A 15,906-nucleotide genomic window follows, 5' to 3' on the forward strand; every position below is an offset into this window, starting at 1 on the left:
TATGTGGCAGCCTGTACCCACTTGTTTAACCTTTTACTGCGCCCAGTGTCATACCGCCAACAAAGTACTTCTGAAGGAATGGATATACAATGAGGATTGGAACCGTTACAACGATCGTAATCGCCATTTTGATCGATTCCGGTGAAATCTGTGTCATTTGCTGCGCCATATCATTGGCATTTCGTCCAGCACCTGAGCCCTGCTGTGTACTTTGCAATACTTTCATCAGCTCGTATTGGAGCGTGGTCAGATGTGCCTTCGAACCATTATACAGGTACGTATCGAACCACGCATTCCATTGACCTACAGCCAGGAACAATGCGATGGTAGCAAGCACTGGTTTACACAATGGCAGGATGATTCTGTAATAGATTGTAAAGTCATTCGCTCCGTCCAGCTTCGCGGATTCCTGCAATGAGTATGGCAGGCCATCAATGAATGAACGGATGATGAACACGTTAAATGCACTGATCATGCCAGGCAATACATATACCCAGAATGTACCGATCAGGTTCAAGTCACGCATCAGAATGTACACCGGAATCAGACCACCGGAGAAATACATCGTGAGGGCGAGCGTTGTGGAAACAAATTTTCTAAGTCCAAAATCAGGTCTGCTCAGTGTAAAGGCGATCATGGATGAACTGATCAATCCGAGCACGGTACCTACAAGCGTACGCAGAATGGAGATCTGCAAACCTTGTAACAATCCATCATATTGGAAAATCGTTTTGTAGTTCTGTAATGTGAATTCGCGAGGCCACAAGTAAATTCCACCACGTACTGTATCTGTCGAGTTATTGAGTGAGATGGCTAGTACGTTAAGGAATGGATAAAGTGTTACAACCAGCACCATGGTCATCGCGAGGATATTGAATATATCGAACAGTTTATCGCCCCGAGTAGCATTGAATGCTTTGTTCGCCATAATGTCGTCCCCTCCCTACATGATGCTTTCTTTTGTGAATTTTTTGAACAAGCCGTTTGCAGTAAACAGAAGGATGATACTGACAACGGAGTTGAATATACCTATGGCTGTACCATACGAGAATCGTCCCATATTCAAACCATAATTGAGCGCGTATAGATCAAGTACTTCCGAGTAGTCTGTGACCAGACTGTTGCCAAGCAAGAACTGCTTCTCGAAACCGATACTGATAAGATGTCCAATGGACATGATGAACAGTACGGAAATCGTGGTCCGTATGCCAGGCAGCGTAATATGCCACATTTGTCTCCAGCGGTTAGCTCCATCTACACGGGAAGCTTCATACAGCTCATTGTCGATACCTGTAATCGCCGCCAGATAGATAATGGCATTCCAACCGGTTTCTTTCCACATATCTGAAGCGGTTACAATGTACCAGAACAAGTTCCCCTTGGCCATGAATTGGATCGGCTGATCGATAATGTTCAGCCCTACCAATAGATCATTGATAATCCCTCCATCGGTGGAGAGCATCTTCGTAATGATCCCGGCTACAACAACCCAGGATACAAAGTGAGGCAGATATGATACCGTTTGCACGGCACGTTTGAAGAACATGCCTCTCATTTCATTCAGGAGAATAGCGAAGAATATCGGTACGATAAAACCGACAACTAGTCCCATCAAGCTCATTGCAAGCGTATTCCGAAGTACCAGATAGAAACGATCATCACTGAACAGCTCTACAAAGTGTTTAAAACCAACCCACTCTTGATCACCAAACGATCTGGCAGGTTTATAGTTTTGGAAAGCCATCGTCCATCCCCATAGTGGCAGATAGTTAAATACGAAAACCCAAGCTACGAATGGCAATGACATGAGATAGAGATATTTCTGCTGTTTCATTCTGTCCCAAATTCCGTTCCGCCGATTCTTTAAAGGCGGTTTGGGGTCACTGCTTCTGTTCGCGGAAGCGGATTTTTTTGTTAGCGTTTCCATCTCCGTTCCCCCTCCTCTGTTTTATAAAATAATCATACTCGATAGAGCGTTTTCAAAATACCATCTGGATTTTAGAGAAAATCATATAAAAATTAGATATAGGCATATATAATCCGACATTAATTAGTTAAAATCAGTGATAAATTCTACTTTCAAAAACAATAAAATCAATATAAAGGGAAAATTGAGTTTAAATGGTTAATGACGAAAACGTTTTATAGTAATCGTTTACTTCAAATACATAACATGCAAAAGAGACCCTTGCGGGTCCCCTATGATTACAATGTAAATTGAATGGTCTGCAGTTTAACGATCCCAAGCAACTGGGCTACCGATATGGAGGTTGCTGGACGGAATTGATTCCCGTTCAGATACGCAAGTATCTGTTTAAACAAGTAGGCGGCTTCCGGGCGCTTCATTAACGCCAGATCAGCAAATGGAAGTGTGGATACCAGAATCTTGCCCTTCCCTACTTTTGCCTCAAAAGCATAAGCCAGCCGTTTGGCCCGATGGAAATGATCCACCACTTCAATCAGCGGTTCCACCCCCGGCAACGTATCTAAACAGATGGCTGGCGTACCGTTCACCAAGTGATACCAATGCCAATCTGAAGCCCTATCATGCGGGAAGGAGCCCAGTAGTGCTAACTGATCTCTCAAATACATGCCCATTGTTGCACCAGGCTGTGTAGCAAACATCAGGTAATTCCAGAATACAGGCAGATACTTGGTATCCACTGAATCATATAACCCTTCTGCGGTTGACTGTAGCCAAACACTCCCCCCGTTGACCACATAATCAACGACATTAGGTGTTAACGACTGAACAATAACCAAGTCAATCTCCCGATTTTTCAACAACTGGAATCCATCGATTCGATCTACGCAATCATCATGTGCTTGACCCAGGAATGGCTTCAACTCTGCCACGGTATTCCAGAACCGATTCGAACCCGGATGAGACTGATAAAAAGGAAACGACCAGCCATGCCATACATTCGCTACAGTTCTGTCCAAATCGCCTGATCGCAGCTCCGCTTCAATGCGAAAAGCTGCTGCCCCTTCATGAGGTGCGGTAGCGACGATGCTTCCCAGTGACTTGACGCACCCACATTGAATATCTCCGGTCTTCCATTCCCCTTCAGTAAGTATCACATCATCACTAATTAACTTCCACTGTATGGATACATCCTTGAGTGGGTCTTTACCGTAATGTGAGATGCCTACATCGACAAGAATAGGTTCTCCGGCGTAGAATGTGCGCTCCTTGCAGCTTAGCAACAGCACCACATCTGCGTTGAAACACATAAACTCTTCAGGTGTTGTAATGCCCTTGTCATCCCAAAATACATCCAGAATGCCCGTCGTAGCATGTCCCTGCCCTGGAAAATCGCGAATGTCCAGAAGCTGTACGCCCGCAGCGTCCGGTGTACGCCGTATTCGCTCCATGGCTTCTTTGAGGGAACGTAAAAGATGGGTACCACTGACCTGTTGAAAATGCTCCAGATCAGCCATCATGCCTTTGTTTGTCAACGATTCTTCGATCGGTCGTAACCAGCTAGGACGCAATACGCCAGTATACTTGGCTCGCTCTTGGGGCCGCACATACATGGTGTACTGTGCATGTTCGTGTCCTATAACAGGATGCTCCGCGAGCCGAGTGACTGCATGATAGTCTAGCGTGGTATCCGGCACAGCAGAATATGCGGATTCCAACGGGGGATGCCAGTTCAACGACTGAATATAATAATCACCTTCCCGCCCTTGCGGCGGAAGTTGCCCAAAACCTGTATTATCCGTATATAAGCGGGTCGGGTCCATATCCCTTGCTCTCGATACCAATGCATTGAGTTCAGGGTGGCCATTCGGACCAATGAGTTCATTTCCCATGGAGAACATAACGAATGAAGGATGTCTATGCAGCGACTGAAGCAACCCGTCCAGTTCTTGTGTCAGATAGGACAATACCTCAGCTGGCGCAGACTGATTCGATTGCTCAAAGAAACGAGACCAATGTGGGAGTTCAGCCTGCACCAGCATGCCAGCTTCATCAGCCGCGTCCCAGAAAGGCTCAGGCGCGCTCCACCCATGCAGACGGACGTGATTGAAGCCGTATGTTCTGGCGATTCGAAACTGCTGAAGATAATGTTCCTTATCCCACACAGGATAACCTGTCAGTGGAAAGATACAGCAATCAACGTATCCGCGCAGATATACTGGTGTCCCATTCAATTCAAGCTGCTTCCCGTTTGTTGCAAAGGAGCGTACACCAAATGATTGGTCCAGCCGATCCAGCTCCTGTTCACCGTTATGCAGACGGATCACTGCCTTATATAATTCAGGAGATTCATCCGACCATCTTGCAATAGACTTGCCTTTCCCCAGATCCAACCGCATCTGATCTATTAAAGTGTTGCTTTCAGTTAAACCTGCTGAACTTGTATCCCCATTTGCTTGAACACTCAAATTCACATGACAACTATACCGATCAAGCCATGTGCCGTCTGGATGCCGGATATCCACATGCACTTGCATCGATTCAGCCGATTCATTTGCGGGAGCGCTTACAGTACAATCAATCAGAAGCATTCCATTCTCAGCATCTGGTTGAATCCGTAACATCTGTAATCGGCATGGAGGCAGAATGTCCAGATAAACACCACCCGTTATTCCACCCCAGGCTGTGGCCGTATGCAGTGAATGAATATGGCTACCCGCCAGCGGAAGTTTCATCGTATTATCCACACGGATCTCCACCCGATTCACTTCTCCCTGCTTCATCAACGAGGTAACATCCCACTTTTGTTGATTCACCAGACTATCCTGCTGCCCGGCATACTGTCCATTGATCCAGAGATTCGTTGTCCATCGGACCCCTTCCAATCTGAATACATAGTGACATCCGGGATCGTCTGATGGAACATGAACATCCTGAGCATACCAGGCTGAGCCTTCATACTCGCGTACCTTGGTCCAGGTATCTAGCCTTTCGTATTCCGGCTCATCTCCGTATCCTTGCTCTTCCCATGAACCGGGAATCTGAATGGTCTCCCATGATGTATTTCCACACTGTGAAGGCGGTATTCTCTCTTGTTCAACGAGTTCAATGGACGCCGGATCCAAACGAAACTGCCATGTTCCGTTTAAGTTCAATGTACGACGTGCAGAACTTATATCAGACAAATTCATATCGTATAGCCATCCCTTCCTCTGGATTCTTGTAAATCCAGTCTAAGATGTGAAGCATGCCGTGACCATTGCTTATCATGGGAAGTGCATGGACAATATAATGAATCTGTACATTTACCAGGGTTAACGAAAACGTTTTACACAATAGGCAAGGGCAAGGCCCATTACTCCTTACTTATTCCTCGTTGGTACCTGTATTCATCCCTTTAGGAGAGGATTGGGTTCTGGCCTGTTTGTAAGCCGAAGGGGATTCCCCTACATATTTCTTGAACTTACCGTGGAAGTAGTCCACATTCGCATAGCCCACTCTCGCCGCGACCTGATGGACCTTCAGTCCTTCATCCAGCAATTCCTTGGCCTTTTCCATACGGACCTTGTCCAGAAATGCATTGAAATACTCTCCTGTATGATTCTTGAACAACTTACCCAAGTAACTGCTGTTATAGTTAAACACTTCAGCAAGGACCTCCAGCTTGAGATTTTCGCCAGGATTACGCTGGATGAATTCAATCATCTGTTTCAATACAGTATCCTTGCTTCCCCCACCCATACGTTGAATAAGTCGATTAAAATGTTCCGCGGCTATAACTTTGAGGTCAGACATCGTAAATTGATGATAGACTTCGTTAATCAGAACCGAATGTTCCTGCATGATGGAGTGCATATGTTGGTTCGTCGCTGCAAGCTTGTTGAACGCCAGGGAGAATACCTGTGAGAAGGCCGTTTTGATCGCTTGCTCTGTTCGGTGATACGGGACCAGGCGCTCTTCCATCTCACTCAGTACTCGCATGACTGACTCACTGCTGCGGATGTCTAACGCATAATACAGCTTGTCTGCAAGTTCGTCCTCAACTGGCTCATGTGGTGCTCCGTCGACAGCTTCAACTTCTGCCTTAACAACGCCCTCGCCTTCACTACCTTCAGTCCACAGCATGATGCGGTGCTCCGTGAACAGGAAGCGTTCACCGAGTATACGATTCGCCTGCGTATATGACCGCGCAATTTCAGAAGTGGAATGTACGGGTTCACCTGCAGCACCATACATGTGGACCTCCCATTCTCCCAGAAGTCCTTCCAGCTCATCATACAGATTTCTTGCAGAGGACTCGGATGTGATTGTTTCCTTGATTAACAGCCCCAGACCGGAATGGAACGAGAACACAATACCTCGGTCCTTCTGGTCAAATGCTTCAATCAGTTTGCGTTTCATTACACTTCCCCGCTGCAGATCTGGGGCCGCATGCATCTCAAGCAGTACAATCTGATAGTGAGGCCAATGCAGCCCCAGGCTATCTTCTTCCATGCTGCCCGCGCCCTCTAGACTGTCAAAGAGCAAAGCCTCAATCTGATGCTCCCTAAAGACGGTATCCTCACCAGCTTGTCGAGCCATTGTCTCCCGTTCACGGTTCAAAATCGTAGCAATCCGTTCCAGCTCACCAATCATCTCTTCTTCATCCACCGGTTTGAGCAGATAACCATCCACACCGAAACTGATAGCTTTCTTGGCATAATCAAAATCCGCATAACCGCTCAATATCAAAAAGTGTGAATCCGGATGATTCCGGCGTACTTCTTCAATCACATCCAGCCCGGTCATACCGGGCATGCGAATATCAATAATCGTCAGATCAGGCTCCAATTCTTCAAACCGGGAGATGGCCTCACGCCCGCTGGCAGCTGTAGCAACGACCTGGAATCCGTATTTTTCCCACTCAATAATGGTAGTCAGTCCCTCACGTATGCTCGGTTCATCATCCACCAAAAACACTTTATACATGTTGGTCCCCTCCTGCTGGCAAAGTGAAAGAAACCTCTGTTCCTTCCCCATATACACTCTTAATCTGCAATCCATATGGCTCCCCGTACGTCAATGTTAAGCGTTGATGTACATTACGCATGCCGATCCGACTCTTCTCCTGTTCCTCCGGTCCGCAGATAAACTGAATCACCTCAACCAGTCGTTCTGGCGTTATGCCTGCACCATTGTCATCCACACGGATCTGCACAATGTTTTCTACTAAACGAATACTTATATGAACACGGACTGTACCCTCTTTATTTTCCAGACCATGGACAATCGCATTCTCAACCAAAGGTTGAATAATCAGAGGCGGAATGTACATCTTCTCCACCTCGGGATCGATGTCGATCTGGAATGCAAGGCGGTCGCCATAACGGAATTTCTGAATTTCCAAATAGGAACGTACCATTTCAAGTTCAGCCCGGAAGGTTGTTTTTCCACTGCCAATCTCCAGACTCTTACGCATCAGCTTGCCCAGCAACCTGACGATGTTGGCAATCTCTGCTTCTCCCTTAATATGCGCTTTCATCCGAATGGACTCCAGTGCATTAAACAAGAAATGTGGATTGATCTGGCTCGCCATCATTTTCAGTTTAATCTCTTTTTGGGCGATTTCCAATTGATTGTTCTGTTCTGTCGCTTCTACCACCTGCGTCATGAGTTCATTGATACTTTTCACCATATAGTTGAACTGTCGTGACAATTGTCCAATCTCATCGTTTCCATCAATCCGCGAGGTCACGTTCAGGTCACCTAATGCCAGCTTGTTGAGGTGTTTGCTCAGCCGGAGCAATCGGTTCGAAGTGAGGAACGAGATAATATATACGAATAATAGGGCGATAACGAGCACAAGGATAATGAAAATCATGCCGATCATGCTCACTCTATTGGCATCCTTGACTATATTTTTGGTGGCAAAAACTGAAATAACCTTCAGGCTGTTCATACTCGACCCAGGTCCCAATTCATCAATAACAATATTGGATGGCTCACCGCGAAAATCAGCTTCAATGGTGCCTTTGGCCTGACTCTGCAGATCAACGCCAAAATCAAGCTTGTCCAGCGTTTTTCCTACCAGTTCGGTATTCTTGGCTGCAACCACATAACCCTGCTCATCCGTAATCATCGTCTCGAACTGTTCCTGACGGAGCAATCCATTCAGCTCATCCTGATTGATCACAATCATCAACACGCCCTCGGTCCGATATTCGGCAAAAGGTACTTTGCGTACCAAACTGAGCTTGTGTACAGGATTATCTTCCTTGTCCGGAATGTAGAACCACCCGATGCTGGTTGTTTTCAGTGCCTGTTGGTACCAGTAGCTCTCTTCCGTTTGCTTGTCTACTGGAATGAATTCAAGGTTGTTAATCAATGTTGGGTTAGTGGAGTAAAAGCGAATACCCGCTATCTCACGGTACAAACGCCTGTATTCCTGAAAATCTTTGTATGCAAGATAAGCCGAGGTTAGTTCCACAACGCTCTTATACCGTTTATTCACGATCTCCTTGAGATCCGCATTGAACATCAAAAGGTTGGATATATCTGTCGGTACACGTAACATCGTCGCCGTCTGGCTCTTAATCTTGTCCACATTGATGATGGTCTGTCCTATCGCATTGTCCAAAGCTTGTTGGCGAAAATAACTGGTCACAGCCAGACCTACAATCAGGACCGGAATCATGACGACCAGGACATAGGAAATAAGCAATTTATGCTTTAATTTGAGATTATTAGTAGTTCGTATCAACCTTTTAAACATGTCGCACCTTCCGTCATCTGTATAAGCGCTTACATATAAAGAGCAGGATTAGGATGTTCTGTCCTCTGAATTAATCATACCACATAACCGCCAGAATTCGGATTGTCTTGAAATGGATATATCTATTGCCGGGGCATAACCTCCAACAAAAGGCCGCCATTTACATGGCGACCGGGCTAACCGAGTTATTTTTGTTGACAGATGTTTAGTGACTCCTGGATGGGCGAAATCCATATCCTTTGGCACGCCATGCAACAAACAAAGCCACCAATGTTAAAGCCAAGATGGCCCAGTTAAATGACGAAGCTCCCCATTGATTCAGAAGAACACCTCCCGCCATTCCCCCAAGGGCAATAGCCAGATTCCAAACGGTTGTATTAATCGGCATGACAAGATCAACACCTTGTTCGCCCGTAGCTTGAGCAAGTCCGGTCTGCAACAGGGTAGCCGCACCGCCAAATGTCAGACCCCACAGCGCAACAGAACCGAAGATGACTATAACATGCTCACTCCAAAGACCTAATACAAGGGAAATCAAAGCAAAGCCCGCAAGGCTCAGGAGAACCAGCCTACGTAACCACCGATCAATGAAAATACCTGTAATCCAGATGCCCACCAATGCCATCAGACCAAATACAAGTAAAATGAGTCCAACCTTGGATTCCAAACCAACATCGGTGAGAAAAGGAGCAATATACGTATATAAAATATTATGAGCCAACATCCAGGCTAAAACGACAGTTAAAATGGGAATTACACCGGGGGTGAACAGGACTTGCTTGACGGAGATCCGCTTATCCGCTGACTGCCCCGGATAGTCGGGTACTTTCCAAAGCACCCAGAAAATCAGTATAAACGCCAGCAATGACATCAGCCAGAACACCGAGCGCCAGCCCATAAATGAACCAAGCAGCGTACCTGCCGGAACACCAAATGATAAGGCAATCGGCGTGCCAATCATAGCCACAGCCATCCCCCTTCCCTTGAGATGCTCAGGTACCATCCGTAATGCATAGCCACCGATCAGGCCCCAGGAGACACCCGCTGCAACACCGGCCAAGAAACGAGCGAAAAGTGTCAGCACATAGTTTGACGAGAGGGCAGTAATGGTGTTGAAGACAAGAAAACCGATAATGGACAGGAGTAAAAGCGGACGCCGCCGCCAGCCCTTGGTCAGCACCGCCACTGGTATGGCAGCGACCAGCGACCCAACAGCATAAAAGGTGACAAGCTGCCCCGCCCCTGCCTCAGAGATCTGTAGCCCTTCTTTAATTTGCGGCAGCAACCCCGCAGGAAGTGTTTCGGTCATAATAGCTATGAAACCCGCCATAGCCAGGGCCAGCAACCCTAACCACGGAAAACGATGAGAAGATATATTCGACATCTGTACAGCTCCTTTTAAGGTAGTGTAGAATGAGTAATCAAATTATGGATCGATCATTCCTTATATTATTCAGACTACTTCACCTTGTCAATGACTTTTGGATCGATTAGTATATAATTAATAAAAAGGGGGGAATCTCTTATGGCAAGAACGGGACGTCCGCGCATTTTTGATCGGGATGAAGCCCTATTACAGGCGATGATGCTCTTTTGGGAGCAAGGATTCGAGGCCACTTCATTACTTCAGCTCCGAGCAGCCATGGGGGATATTTCAGCAGCCAGCTTTTATGCAGCCTTTGATTCCAAAGAAGCGCTGTATAAAGAAACAGTAGAACGATATATGAATACGTTTGGACGTGTGACGGAAAGTTTCTCGGATCTCACGCTGTCACCAAGAGAAGCGATTGAAACAACACTAAGAAGTACCGCAAAAATGCAAACAGACAGCACGCATCCATCCGGCTGTTTAATTGTGCTGTCAGCCAGCACATGTTCTTCCAAAAACAATCATATCCGTGACATTGCCGCTGAGAAAAGAAAGCTGACGCGCAACCGCCTGCAGGATTGCATCCGGCGTGCCGTGGATAACGGTGAAATTCCTGCTTCCACGAATGTAGACATGCTAACCACCGTATTTGATACCTTTATGCAAGGTATATCTACACAAGCCCGCGATGGCGTTCCTTTTGCAACGATCGATGAGGCTATCACGGAATTCATGGGCATCTGGAACCTTGTTCAACATTCAGCCTGACTTTATCTACGAACTATATGGATCGGTTAAAAAAGCCAAAAAAGGCACTCCCACAATTGGAAGTGCCTGCTCAGTATAAATTTTATGCGCGTGCTGTTAAGGACGAGGTGTGCTTACGCCGTTCAGGATCAGCTTCGGATGAATGTCGGCGTTCAGTGAAGCGGAAACTGCACAATATTTTTCCTCAGCCATCTGAATGGCTTTCCAGATACGGTAATCCGGGATATCCCCATCGACTTTGAAGATCAGATTAATGGATGTGAAGCCTTTCGGCATCTCTTCGCTGCGTGTCCCCTGCGCTTCAATCTCAATCGACTCAATTTTGTCCAGGAATGCGTCCAGAATCATCGTAATATCGATTCCCATACAGCCGCCGAGACCCGCCAGTAACAATTCCATCGGGGTCGCACCCTTGCTGTCACCACCATAAGCAGCAGTGGCATCCATGCCAACGGCATAGCCAGAGGGTCCTTCGGAAGTAAATGCGCGTTTGCCTTTCCATACGGTTGTTACATTCATGATGTTATCCTTCTTTCTTAAAATAGGTTAAGTTCAAGCGAAAAAGGTTTGCACTTGCCACTCCGATGACAGAACAACCTTCCGATCGCTGTTATCCCCAGATTTTTTTGATTCCCTTCTTCAAGGGGAAAATCAGGGGATAAAGGCGCACGCTCCGCTTCTTCAGGTTTCTTCTGTCCTCTCCGTTCTTGTGCAAAAAGTTTAGTTGAACTGATATCGTTCACGACCTTAAATAGCGGCTCCGGGTACGTTCTTTCTTCCGATCGCTATCATCTTCATCAAAATTCAGTAATTTGTTGCAAGAAACGGCGGGTGCGTTCTTGCGTCGGATGTTCAAAAAAGGCCTGTGGACTTGCCTCTTCCACTATCGATCCATCTGCCATAAATACGATTTTGTTCGCCACATTACGGGCAAACTTCAATTCATGGGTCACGACCAGCATGGTCATGCCTTCCTCAGCCAGTTCCTTCATGACGGAAAGTACCTCTCCAACCAGTTCGGGATCAAGGGCAGAAGTTGGCTCATCAAACAACATCACTTCCGGCTCCATCGCGAGTGCACGTGCGATGGCAACCCGCTGTTGTTGCCCACCGGACAATCGGGACGGATACTGGTCTTGCTTGTCCGACAGACCCACCCGATCCAGCAGAATCCGGCCACGTTCGGCCGCTTCGTCACGCTTGATTTTTTTCACCGTCACAAGACCTTCCATTACATTGCCCAGCACCGTCTTGTGCGGATACAGGTTGAACTGCTGGAAGACCATGCCGGTCTGGCGACGAATCTCCAAGACCCGGGCACGCTGGACCCGCAGCGGATCAGCACTGTTCACCACTACACCGTTCACTTCGATCTGTCCGCCAGACAGCTCTTCCAGTCCATTCAAACAGCGAAGCAAGGTACTCTTGCCTGAACCACTTGGGCCAAGCAATACAACAATATCTTTCGCATCGACATGCAGATCTATATTCGCGAGCACTTCATTTTGTCCAAAACGTTTGGTAAGTCCGGTTGTTGTAATCATCGGTTCTCTCCTCCCATTAGTAAGCCCGGGCCAGCCGGCGCTCCACTTGTTCCAGAATGGCCGAGAAGCCGATACTCATAATCCAGTAGATTACACCGATGGCCAGATAAAACGGCATGTTCAGTGCATACTGCGACACCAGCAGCTGTGCGGAACGCAGCAACTCGGTAACACCAATCGCAGCCACAAGTGACGTTTCCTTCAACATGCCAATAAACGTATTCCCCATCGGCGGGATGGCAATGCGCACAGCCTGCGGGAAAATAATCCGTCTCATCGCTTGAGCCGGGGTCATACCCGTTGCATATGCAGCTTCGGTCTGCCCTTTAGGTACGGCCTGTATGGCTCCACGGAACGTCTCCGACAGAAACGCACCTGCATTCAGACTCAGTCCCAGACAGGCAGCCGTGAGCGATCCCAAGGTCACTCCATAATCAACCAATCCGTAATAAATGACGAATAATTGCACCAGCAGCGGGGTTCCCCGCATGATGGATACATAAAACCTTGCGATCAACCTGAGCCACATCGGTCCCTTCAAACGAGCGATTGCTACGAGGACCCCGATAATAAACGCAAAAAACATGGAGATCACAGTTACGTATAACGTATAGTAAGCCCCCTTCAGAAAGAAGGGGATATTCTCAAATACCAGTTCCATGGGTCAAATCTTCCCTTCGCCTTGCCAGTTCATTATTGCGCAGGCTCTTCACCAAACCATTTTTTAAAAATGGTATTGTACGTGCCATCATCCTTCATGCCTTTGAGAGCATCATTCAGCGCTGCTACGAGTTCCGGATTGTCTTTGCGAACAGCGATACCTGCCTGGTCACTCTTGATTGCTTCGCCCACAGCTTTGATCTTTAATCCGTTGGCATCAACAATCGGTTTCAGTGCGTACATGTTGTTGATTGTGGCGTCAATCCGTCCAGCATTCAGGTCTTTCAGTGAAGAGATGACATCGTCATAGGTTTTAATCGTGAAGTCTCCCACTTTAGGCAACACTTCATTACGCAGATATGATTCATCGTTCGTACCCAACCCTACGCCAATTGTTTTCCCTTTGAAATCTTCCAGCTTGGTAATATCGTTATTGTCTTCTTTGACAATAATTTTAACTTGGTTCGTAATATACGGATCACTGAAGTCGAGTACTTTCTTACGATCATCAGTAATCGTCATCTGGCTGATAATGGCATCCAGCTTTTTGGCTTGCAGACTCGGTGTCAGACCAGAGAACTCCTGGGATACAAATTCAACTTTAACCCCAAGACGTTTCGCAACCTCACGTGCGATATCTGCATCGTAGCCGTCCATTTCTTTTTTATCGTTCAGGAAGTTGTATGGTGCATATGTGCCCATCATGCCTACTTTGATCACGCCAGCAGACTTGATCTGCTCCAGTTCATTGCTTGCCTCTGCACCATTCGTACTTCCATTGTCTGTCGCCTTACTACCACAAGCACTAAGTACCAGCACGGTCATCAGCAGAATCGCTGTCAGAGACCAGCCTTTACGCGTTTTCGATCCATATGTTTTGTTCATTACGTTAACTTCCTCTCAGTCATGTATTGTTCTGGATGTACATTTGGTTACTTTATTGTGTGACTAAACTGCAGTTGTACCCATTATTCCCTGCTACCTGTTTAATCATGTGAATCTCTGGTCTCTCGTTTGAAAAATAAAGCTGCGAACTCTGCACATGACTTATGTGCCCAATAGTCCGTAAAACTCAAAGCTTGCTGCCTCAGCTGCTAGCGAAGATGCTGTCATGGCTAAGAACTTGCTGTGCAACTCATCGGAACCGAACAACCAGCGCGATATCATGCCTTCAATCATGCTTACCAACAGCGCTGCTCGAAGCGGTACATCCATGCTCTTAGGCAACATGCCGAGTTCGATGGCACGTTCCATATTGTGACGGAACGCCGTCTCGACAGCATTACGTGTCTCCTCAACCAAGCGTTGTACGGATTCTTCCGTCACGATGCCTTTCAGCAACAGCTCCATAAAATAACGATTCTGCGCGGCGAACATGAACAGGTCAGTGAACAGCCTTTCCGATGCCTTCACCATATCTTCTACCGATCCAGCATCCTTGCGATACCCTTGTCCAATCGACTCAAGTAGCTCCTCCTTGCCGGTTAAGACAATCTCCGAAGCAATCGCTTCTTTACTCTTAAAGTGCCAGTAGAACGTTCCTTGCGCCACACCAGCTTCACGAACGATATCGGAAATTTTCGTCTGATGGTAGCCTTGGGTTGCAAACCGCTCCATCGCTATGCGAATGATCTGGTCCCGGCGTTCTTCACCGGGTTCCAAACTGTTGATTTTGGTCATTCCTGTACCCTCCCGATTGATCAGTCAGTCAGTTAAGTTATATCCTATGGGATAACTAGGTTTTTGTCAATATAGTTTTAAACAAATGATTACGAGCATAAGTTGAAGTTGAGTGCATTTGTGATCATAATAGGGGATAGCCTTGTTCAAATGAACAGGCATGGTCAAGCAGGACAGCCTGTGCTGTCACCTGCATTTCAAGGAGGAAGAGAATTGGACATTATATCATCCATTATTATGGGCATCATCGAAGGTTTGACTGAGTTTTTGCCCGTGTCCTCTACTGGACACATGATTCTGACTGCCCACTTGCTGGGTTTATCGGAGGACAACGAGTCAGTCAAAACGTTTGAGGTGGTTGTTCAACTCGGAGCTGTACTTGCTGTTGTTGTACTGTACTGGAACAAATTCATTGATATGTTCCGCTTCACCGGAGGTAGTAGACCTTACTCCCGCCGCCTCAATCTGGGACATATCTTCCTGGCGATGGTTCCTGCCGTAGTTATCGGACTTGTATTCCGTGATTGGATCAAAGCACATTTGTTTGGTCCGGAAACAGTGCTGTACAGCCTCGTTATAGGTGGTATATTGATGATCGTTGCCGAACGCTGGAGCCGTAAGAGTGAACGAATTACTACCCATGATGTCGATGATATTTCCTACAAACAGGCATTCGCGGTAGGTCTATTTCAGATCTTGGCATTGTGGCCAGGCTTCTCCCGTTCCGGGTCAACGATCTCAGGCGGTCTCTTTGCAGGGGTAAGCCGTGTAGCCGCTGCAGAGTTCACATTCCTCGTGTCTGTGCCGATTATGATTGGTGCTACGGGATATGACCTGTACAAAAGTATCGATCACCTGAACGGTAGTGATTTCCCGATCTTCGCGATTGGATTCATCGCTGCTTTCATCGTCGCCATGCTTGCGATCAAGACGTTCCTGTCCATTTTGAAAAAATTGAGCCTGACCGTCTTTGCTGTGTATCGCTTTGTCTTGGCAGCCGTGTTCTTTATTATTTTGATGTAATCATTAGAATCAAATAAACTGCACAGGCAAAATCAATGGCGGCCTCAAGTTCCATATGGAACGAGGCCGCCATTTTTATGTGTTATACTATACTTCCTTTACATCAAGATTCTGTTGATTTAGGTTTCCTTTTGCTGCCTAGACACAGGAATATCTGTAATTAGAAGAAGTCTTACTCCTCATGACT

At 46.8% G+C, this 15,906-nt stretch carries 13 protein-coding genes; 2 read left to right on the forward strand and 11 right to left on the reverse strand.

Annotation, left to right across the window (positions count from 1 at the left end):
• Nucleotides 1-25: 25 nt before the first annotated feature.
• From MHH93_RS19770 to MHH93_RS19795, 6 genes are all read right to left on the reverse strand, one after another.
• Nucleotides 26-928, reverse strand: a complete 903-nt coding sequence (locus MHH93_RS19770; protein WP_036606894.1) for a carbohydrate ABC transporter permease — start codon at nucleotides 926-928, stop codon at nucleotides 26-28.
• Between the two features lie 15 nt (nucleotides 929-943).
• The gene (locus MHH93_RS19775) at nucleotides 944-1,927 is read right to left on the reverse strand and encodes an ABC transporter permease (protein WP_036606891.1); all 984 of its coding nucleotides are present in this window, start codon (nucleotides 1,925-1,927) and stop codon (nucleotides 944-946) included.
• A 278-nt stretch (nucleotides 1,928-2,205) separates the two neighbouring features.
• Nucleotides 2,206-5,115 carry a glycoside hydrolase family 2 protein gene (locus tag MHH93_RS19780; RefSeq protein ID WP_500055402.1) on the reverse strand — a complete coding sequence of 970 codons (2,910 nt, stop codon included), beginning with the start codon at nucleotides 5,113-5,115 and terminating at the stop codon, nucleotides 2,206-2,208.
• A 175-nt stretch (nucleotides 5,116-5,290) separates the two neighbouring features.
• Entirely contained in the window at nucleotides 5,291-6,892 is a 1,602-nt protein-coding gene (locus MHH93_RS19785) for a response regulator transcription factor (protein ID WP_500055403.1), read from the reverse strand.
• A complete protein-coding gene (locus MHH93_RS19790; RefSeq protein WP_500055404.1) occupies nucleotides 6,885-8,675 on the reverse strand; it encodes a sensor histidine kinase in 1,791 nt (596 codons plus the stop codon). Before MHH93_RS19790 ends, MHH93_RS19785 begins: the two co-directional genes overlap by 8 nt.
• A gap of 205 nt (nucleotides 8,676-8,880) precedes the next feature.
• The gene (locus tag MHH93_RS19795; RefSeq protein WP_500055405.1) at nucleotides 8,881-10,059 is read right to left on the reverse strand and encodes an MFS transporter; all 1,179 of its coding nucleotides are present in this window, start codon (nucleotides 10,057-10,059) and stop codon (nucleotides 8,881-8,883) included.
• Between the two features lie 141 nt (nucleotides 10,060-10,200).
• Here MHH93_RS19795 and MHH93_RS19800 point away from each other — a divergent pair, with 141 nt between their 5' ends.
• Nucleotides 10,201-10,812, forward strand: coding sequence for a TetR/AcrR family transcriptional regulator (locus MHH93_RS19800; RefSeq protein WP_500055406.1), 612 nt, complete (start codon nucleotides 10,201-10,203; stop codon nucleotides 10,810-10,812).
• A 96-nt stretch (nucleotides 10,813-10,908) separates the two neighbouring features.
• On the opposite strand, the gene MHH93_RS19805 is transcribed toward MHH93_RS19800, so the two are convergent.
• From MHH93_RS19805 to MHH93_RS19825, 5 genes are all read right to left on the reverse strand, one after another.
• Nucleotides 10,909-11,331 (reverse strand): OsmC family protein, encoded by a 423-nt coding sequence (locus tag MHH93_RS19805; RefSeq protein WP_500055407.1) that lies wholly within the window; start codon nucleotides 11,329-11,331, stop codon nucleotides 10,909-10,911.
• Between the two features lie 278 nt (nucleotides 11,332-11,609).
• Nucleotides 11,610-12,356, reverse strand: coding sequence for an amino acid ABC transporter ATP-binding protein (locus MHH93_RS19810; protein ID WP_500055408.1), 747 nt, complete (start codon nucleotides 12,354-12,356; stop codon nucleotides 11,610-11,612).
• 16 nt (nucleotides 12,357-12,372) lie between these two features.
• The gene (locus MHH93_RS19815) at nucleotides 12,373-13,017 is read right to left on the reverse strand and encodes an amino acid ABC transporter permease (RefSeq protein WP_017692207.1); all 645 of its coding nucleotides are present in this window, start codon (nucleotides 13,015-13,017) and stop codon (nucleotides 12,373-12,375) included.
• Nucleotides 13,018-13,049: 32 nt separating this feature from the next.
• A complete protein-coding gene (locus MHH93_RS19820) occupies nucleotides 13,050-13,901 on the reverse strand; it encodes a substrate-binding periplasmic protein (protein WP_091019240.1) in 852 nt (283 codons plus the stop codon).
• Nucleotides 13,902-14,063: 162 nt separating this feature from the next.
• Nucleotides 14,064-14,696 (reverse strand): TetR/AcrR family transcriptional regulator, encoded by a 633-nt coding sequence (locus MHH93_RS19825; protein WP_500055409.1) that lies wholly within the window; start codon nucleotides 14,694-14,696, stop codon nucleotides 14,064-14,066.
• Nucleotides 14,697-14,909: 213 nt separating this feature from the next.
• Here MHH93_RS19825 and bacA point away from each other — a divergent pair, with 213 nt between their 5' ends.
• Nucleotides 14,910-15,719 (forward strand): undecaprenyl-diphosphate phosphatase, encoded by an 810-nt coding sequence (gene bacA, locus MHH93_RS19830; RefSeq protein WP_315939421.1) that lies wholly within the window; start codon nucleotides 14,910-14,912, stop codon nucleotides 15,717-15,719.
• Nucleotides 15,720-15,906 lie beyond the last annotated feature (187 nt).

Origin of the sequence: Priestia sp. FSL H7-0729 (assembly GCF_038005685.1) — a bacterium.
In the GTDB taxonomy this organism is placed as follows: Bacteria; Bacillota; Bacilli; order Paenibacillales; family Paenibacillaceae; genus Paenibacillus.

Bases quoted from the DNA above. Each gene is read 5' to 3' on its own strand.
- MHH93_RS19770 (WP_036606894.1), bottom strand. From the start codon at position 928: ATGGCGAACAAAGCATTCAATGCTACTCGGGGCGATAAACTGTTCGAT.
- MHH93_RS19815 (WP_017692207.1), bottom strand. From the start codon at position 13,017: ATGGAACTGGTATTTGAGAATATCCCCTTCTTTCTGAAGGGGGCTTAC.
- MHH93_RS19775 (WP_036606891.1), bottom strand. From the start codon at position 1,927: ATGGAAACGCTAACAAAAAAATCCGCTTCCGCGAACAGAAGCAGTGAC.
- MHH93_RS19795 (WP_500055405.1), bottom strand. From the start codon at position 10,059: ATGTCGAATATATCTTCTCATCGTTTTCCGTGGTTAGGGTTGCTGGCC.
- MHH93_RS19825 (WP_500055409.1), bottom strand. From the start codon at position 14,696: ATGACCAAAATCAACAGTTTGGAACCCGGTGAAGAACGCCGGGACCAG.
- MHH93_RS19785 (WP_500055403.1), bottom strand. From the start codon at position 6,892: ATGTATAAAGTGTTTTTGGTGGATGATGAACCGAGCATACGTGAGGGA.
- MHH93_RS19805 (WP_500055407.1), bottom strand. From the start codon at position 11,331: ATGAATGTAACAACCGTATGGAAAGGCAAACGCGCATTTACTTCCGAA.
- MHH93_RS19780 (WP_500055402.1), bottom strand. From the start codon at position 5,115: ATGAATTTGTCTGATATAAGTTCTGCACGTCGTACATTGAACTTAAAC.
- MHH93_RS19790 (WP_500055404.1), bottom strand. From the start codon at position 8,675: ATGTTTAAAAGGTTGATACGAACTACTAATAATCTCAAATTAAAGCAT.
- MHH93_RS19820 (WP_091019240.1), bottom strand. From the start codon at position 13,901: ATGAACAAAACATATGGATCGAAAACGCGTAAAGGCTGGTCTCTGACA.
- MHH93_RS19800 (WP_500055406.1), top strand. From the start codon at position 10,201: ATGGCAAGAACGGGACGTCCGCGCATTTTTGATCGGGATGAAGCCCTA.
- MHH93_RS19810 (WP_500055408.1), bottom strand. From the start codon at position 12,356: ATGATTACAACAACCGGACTTACCAAACGTTTTGGACAAAATGAAGTG.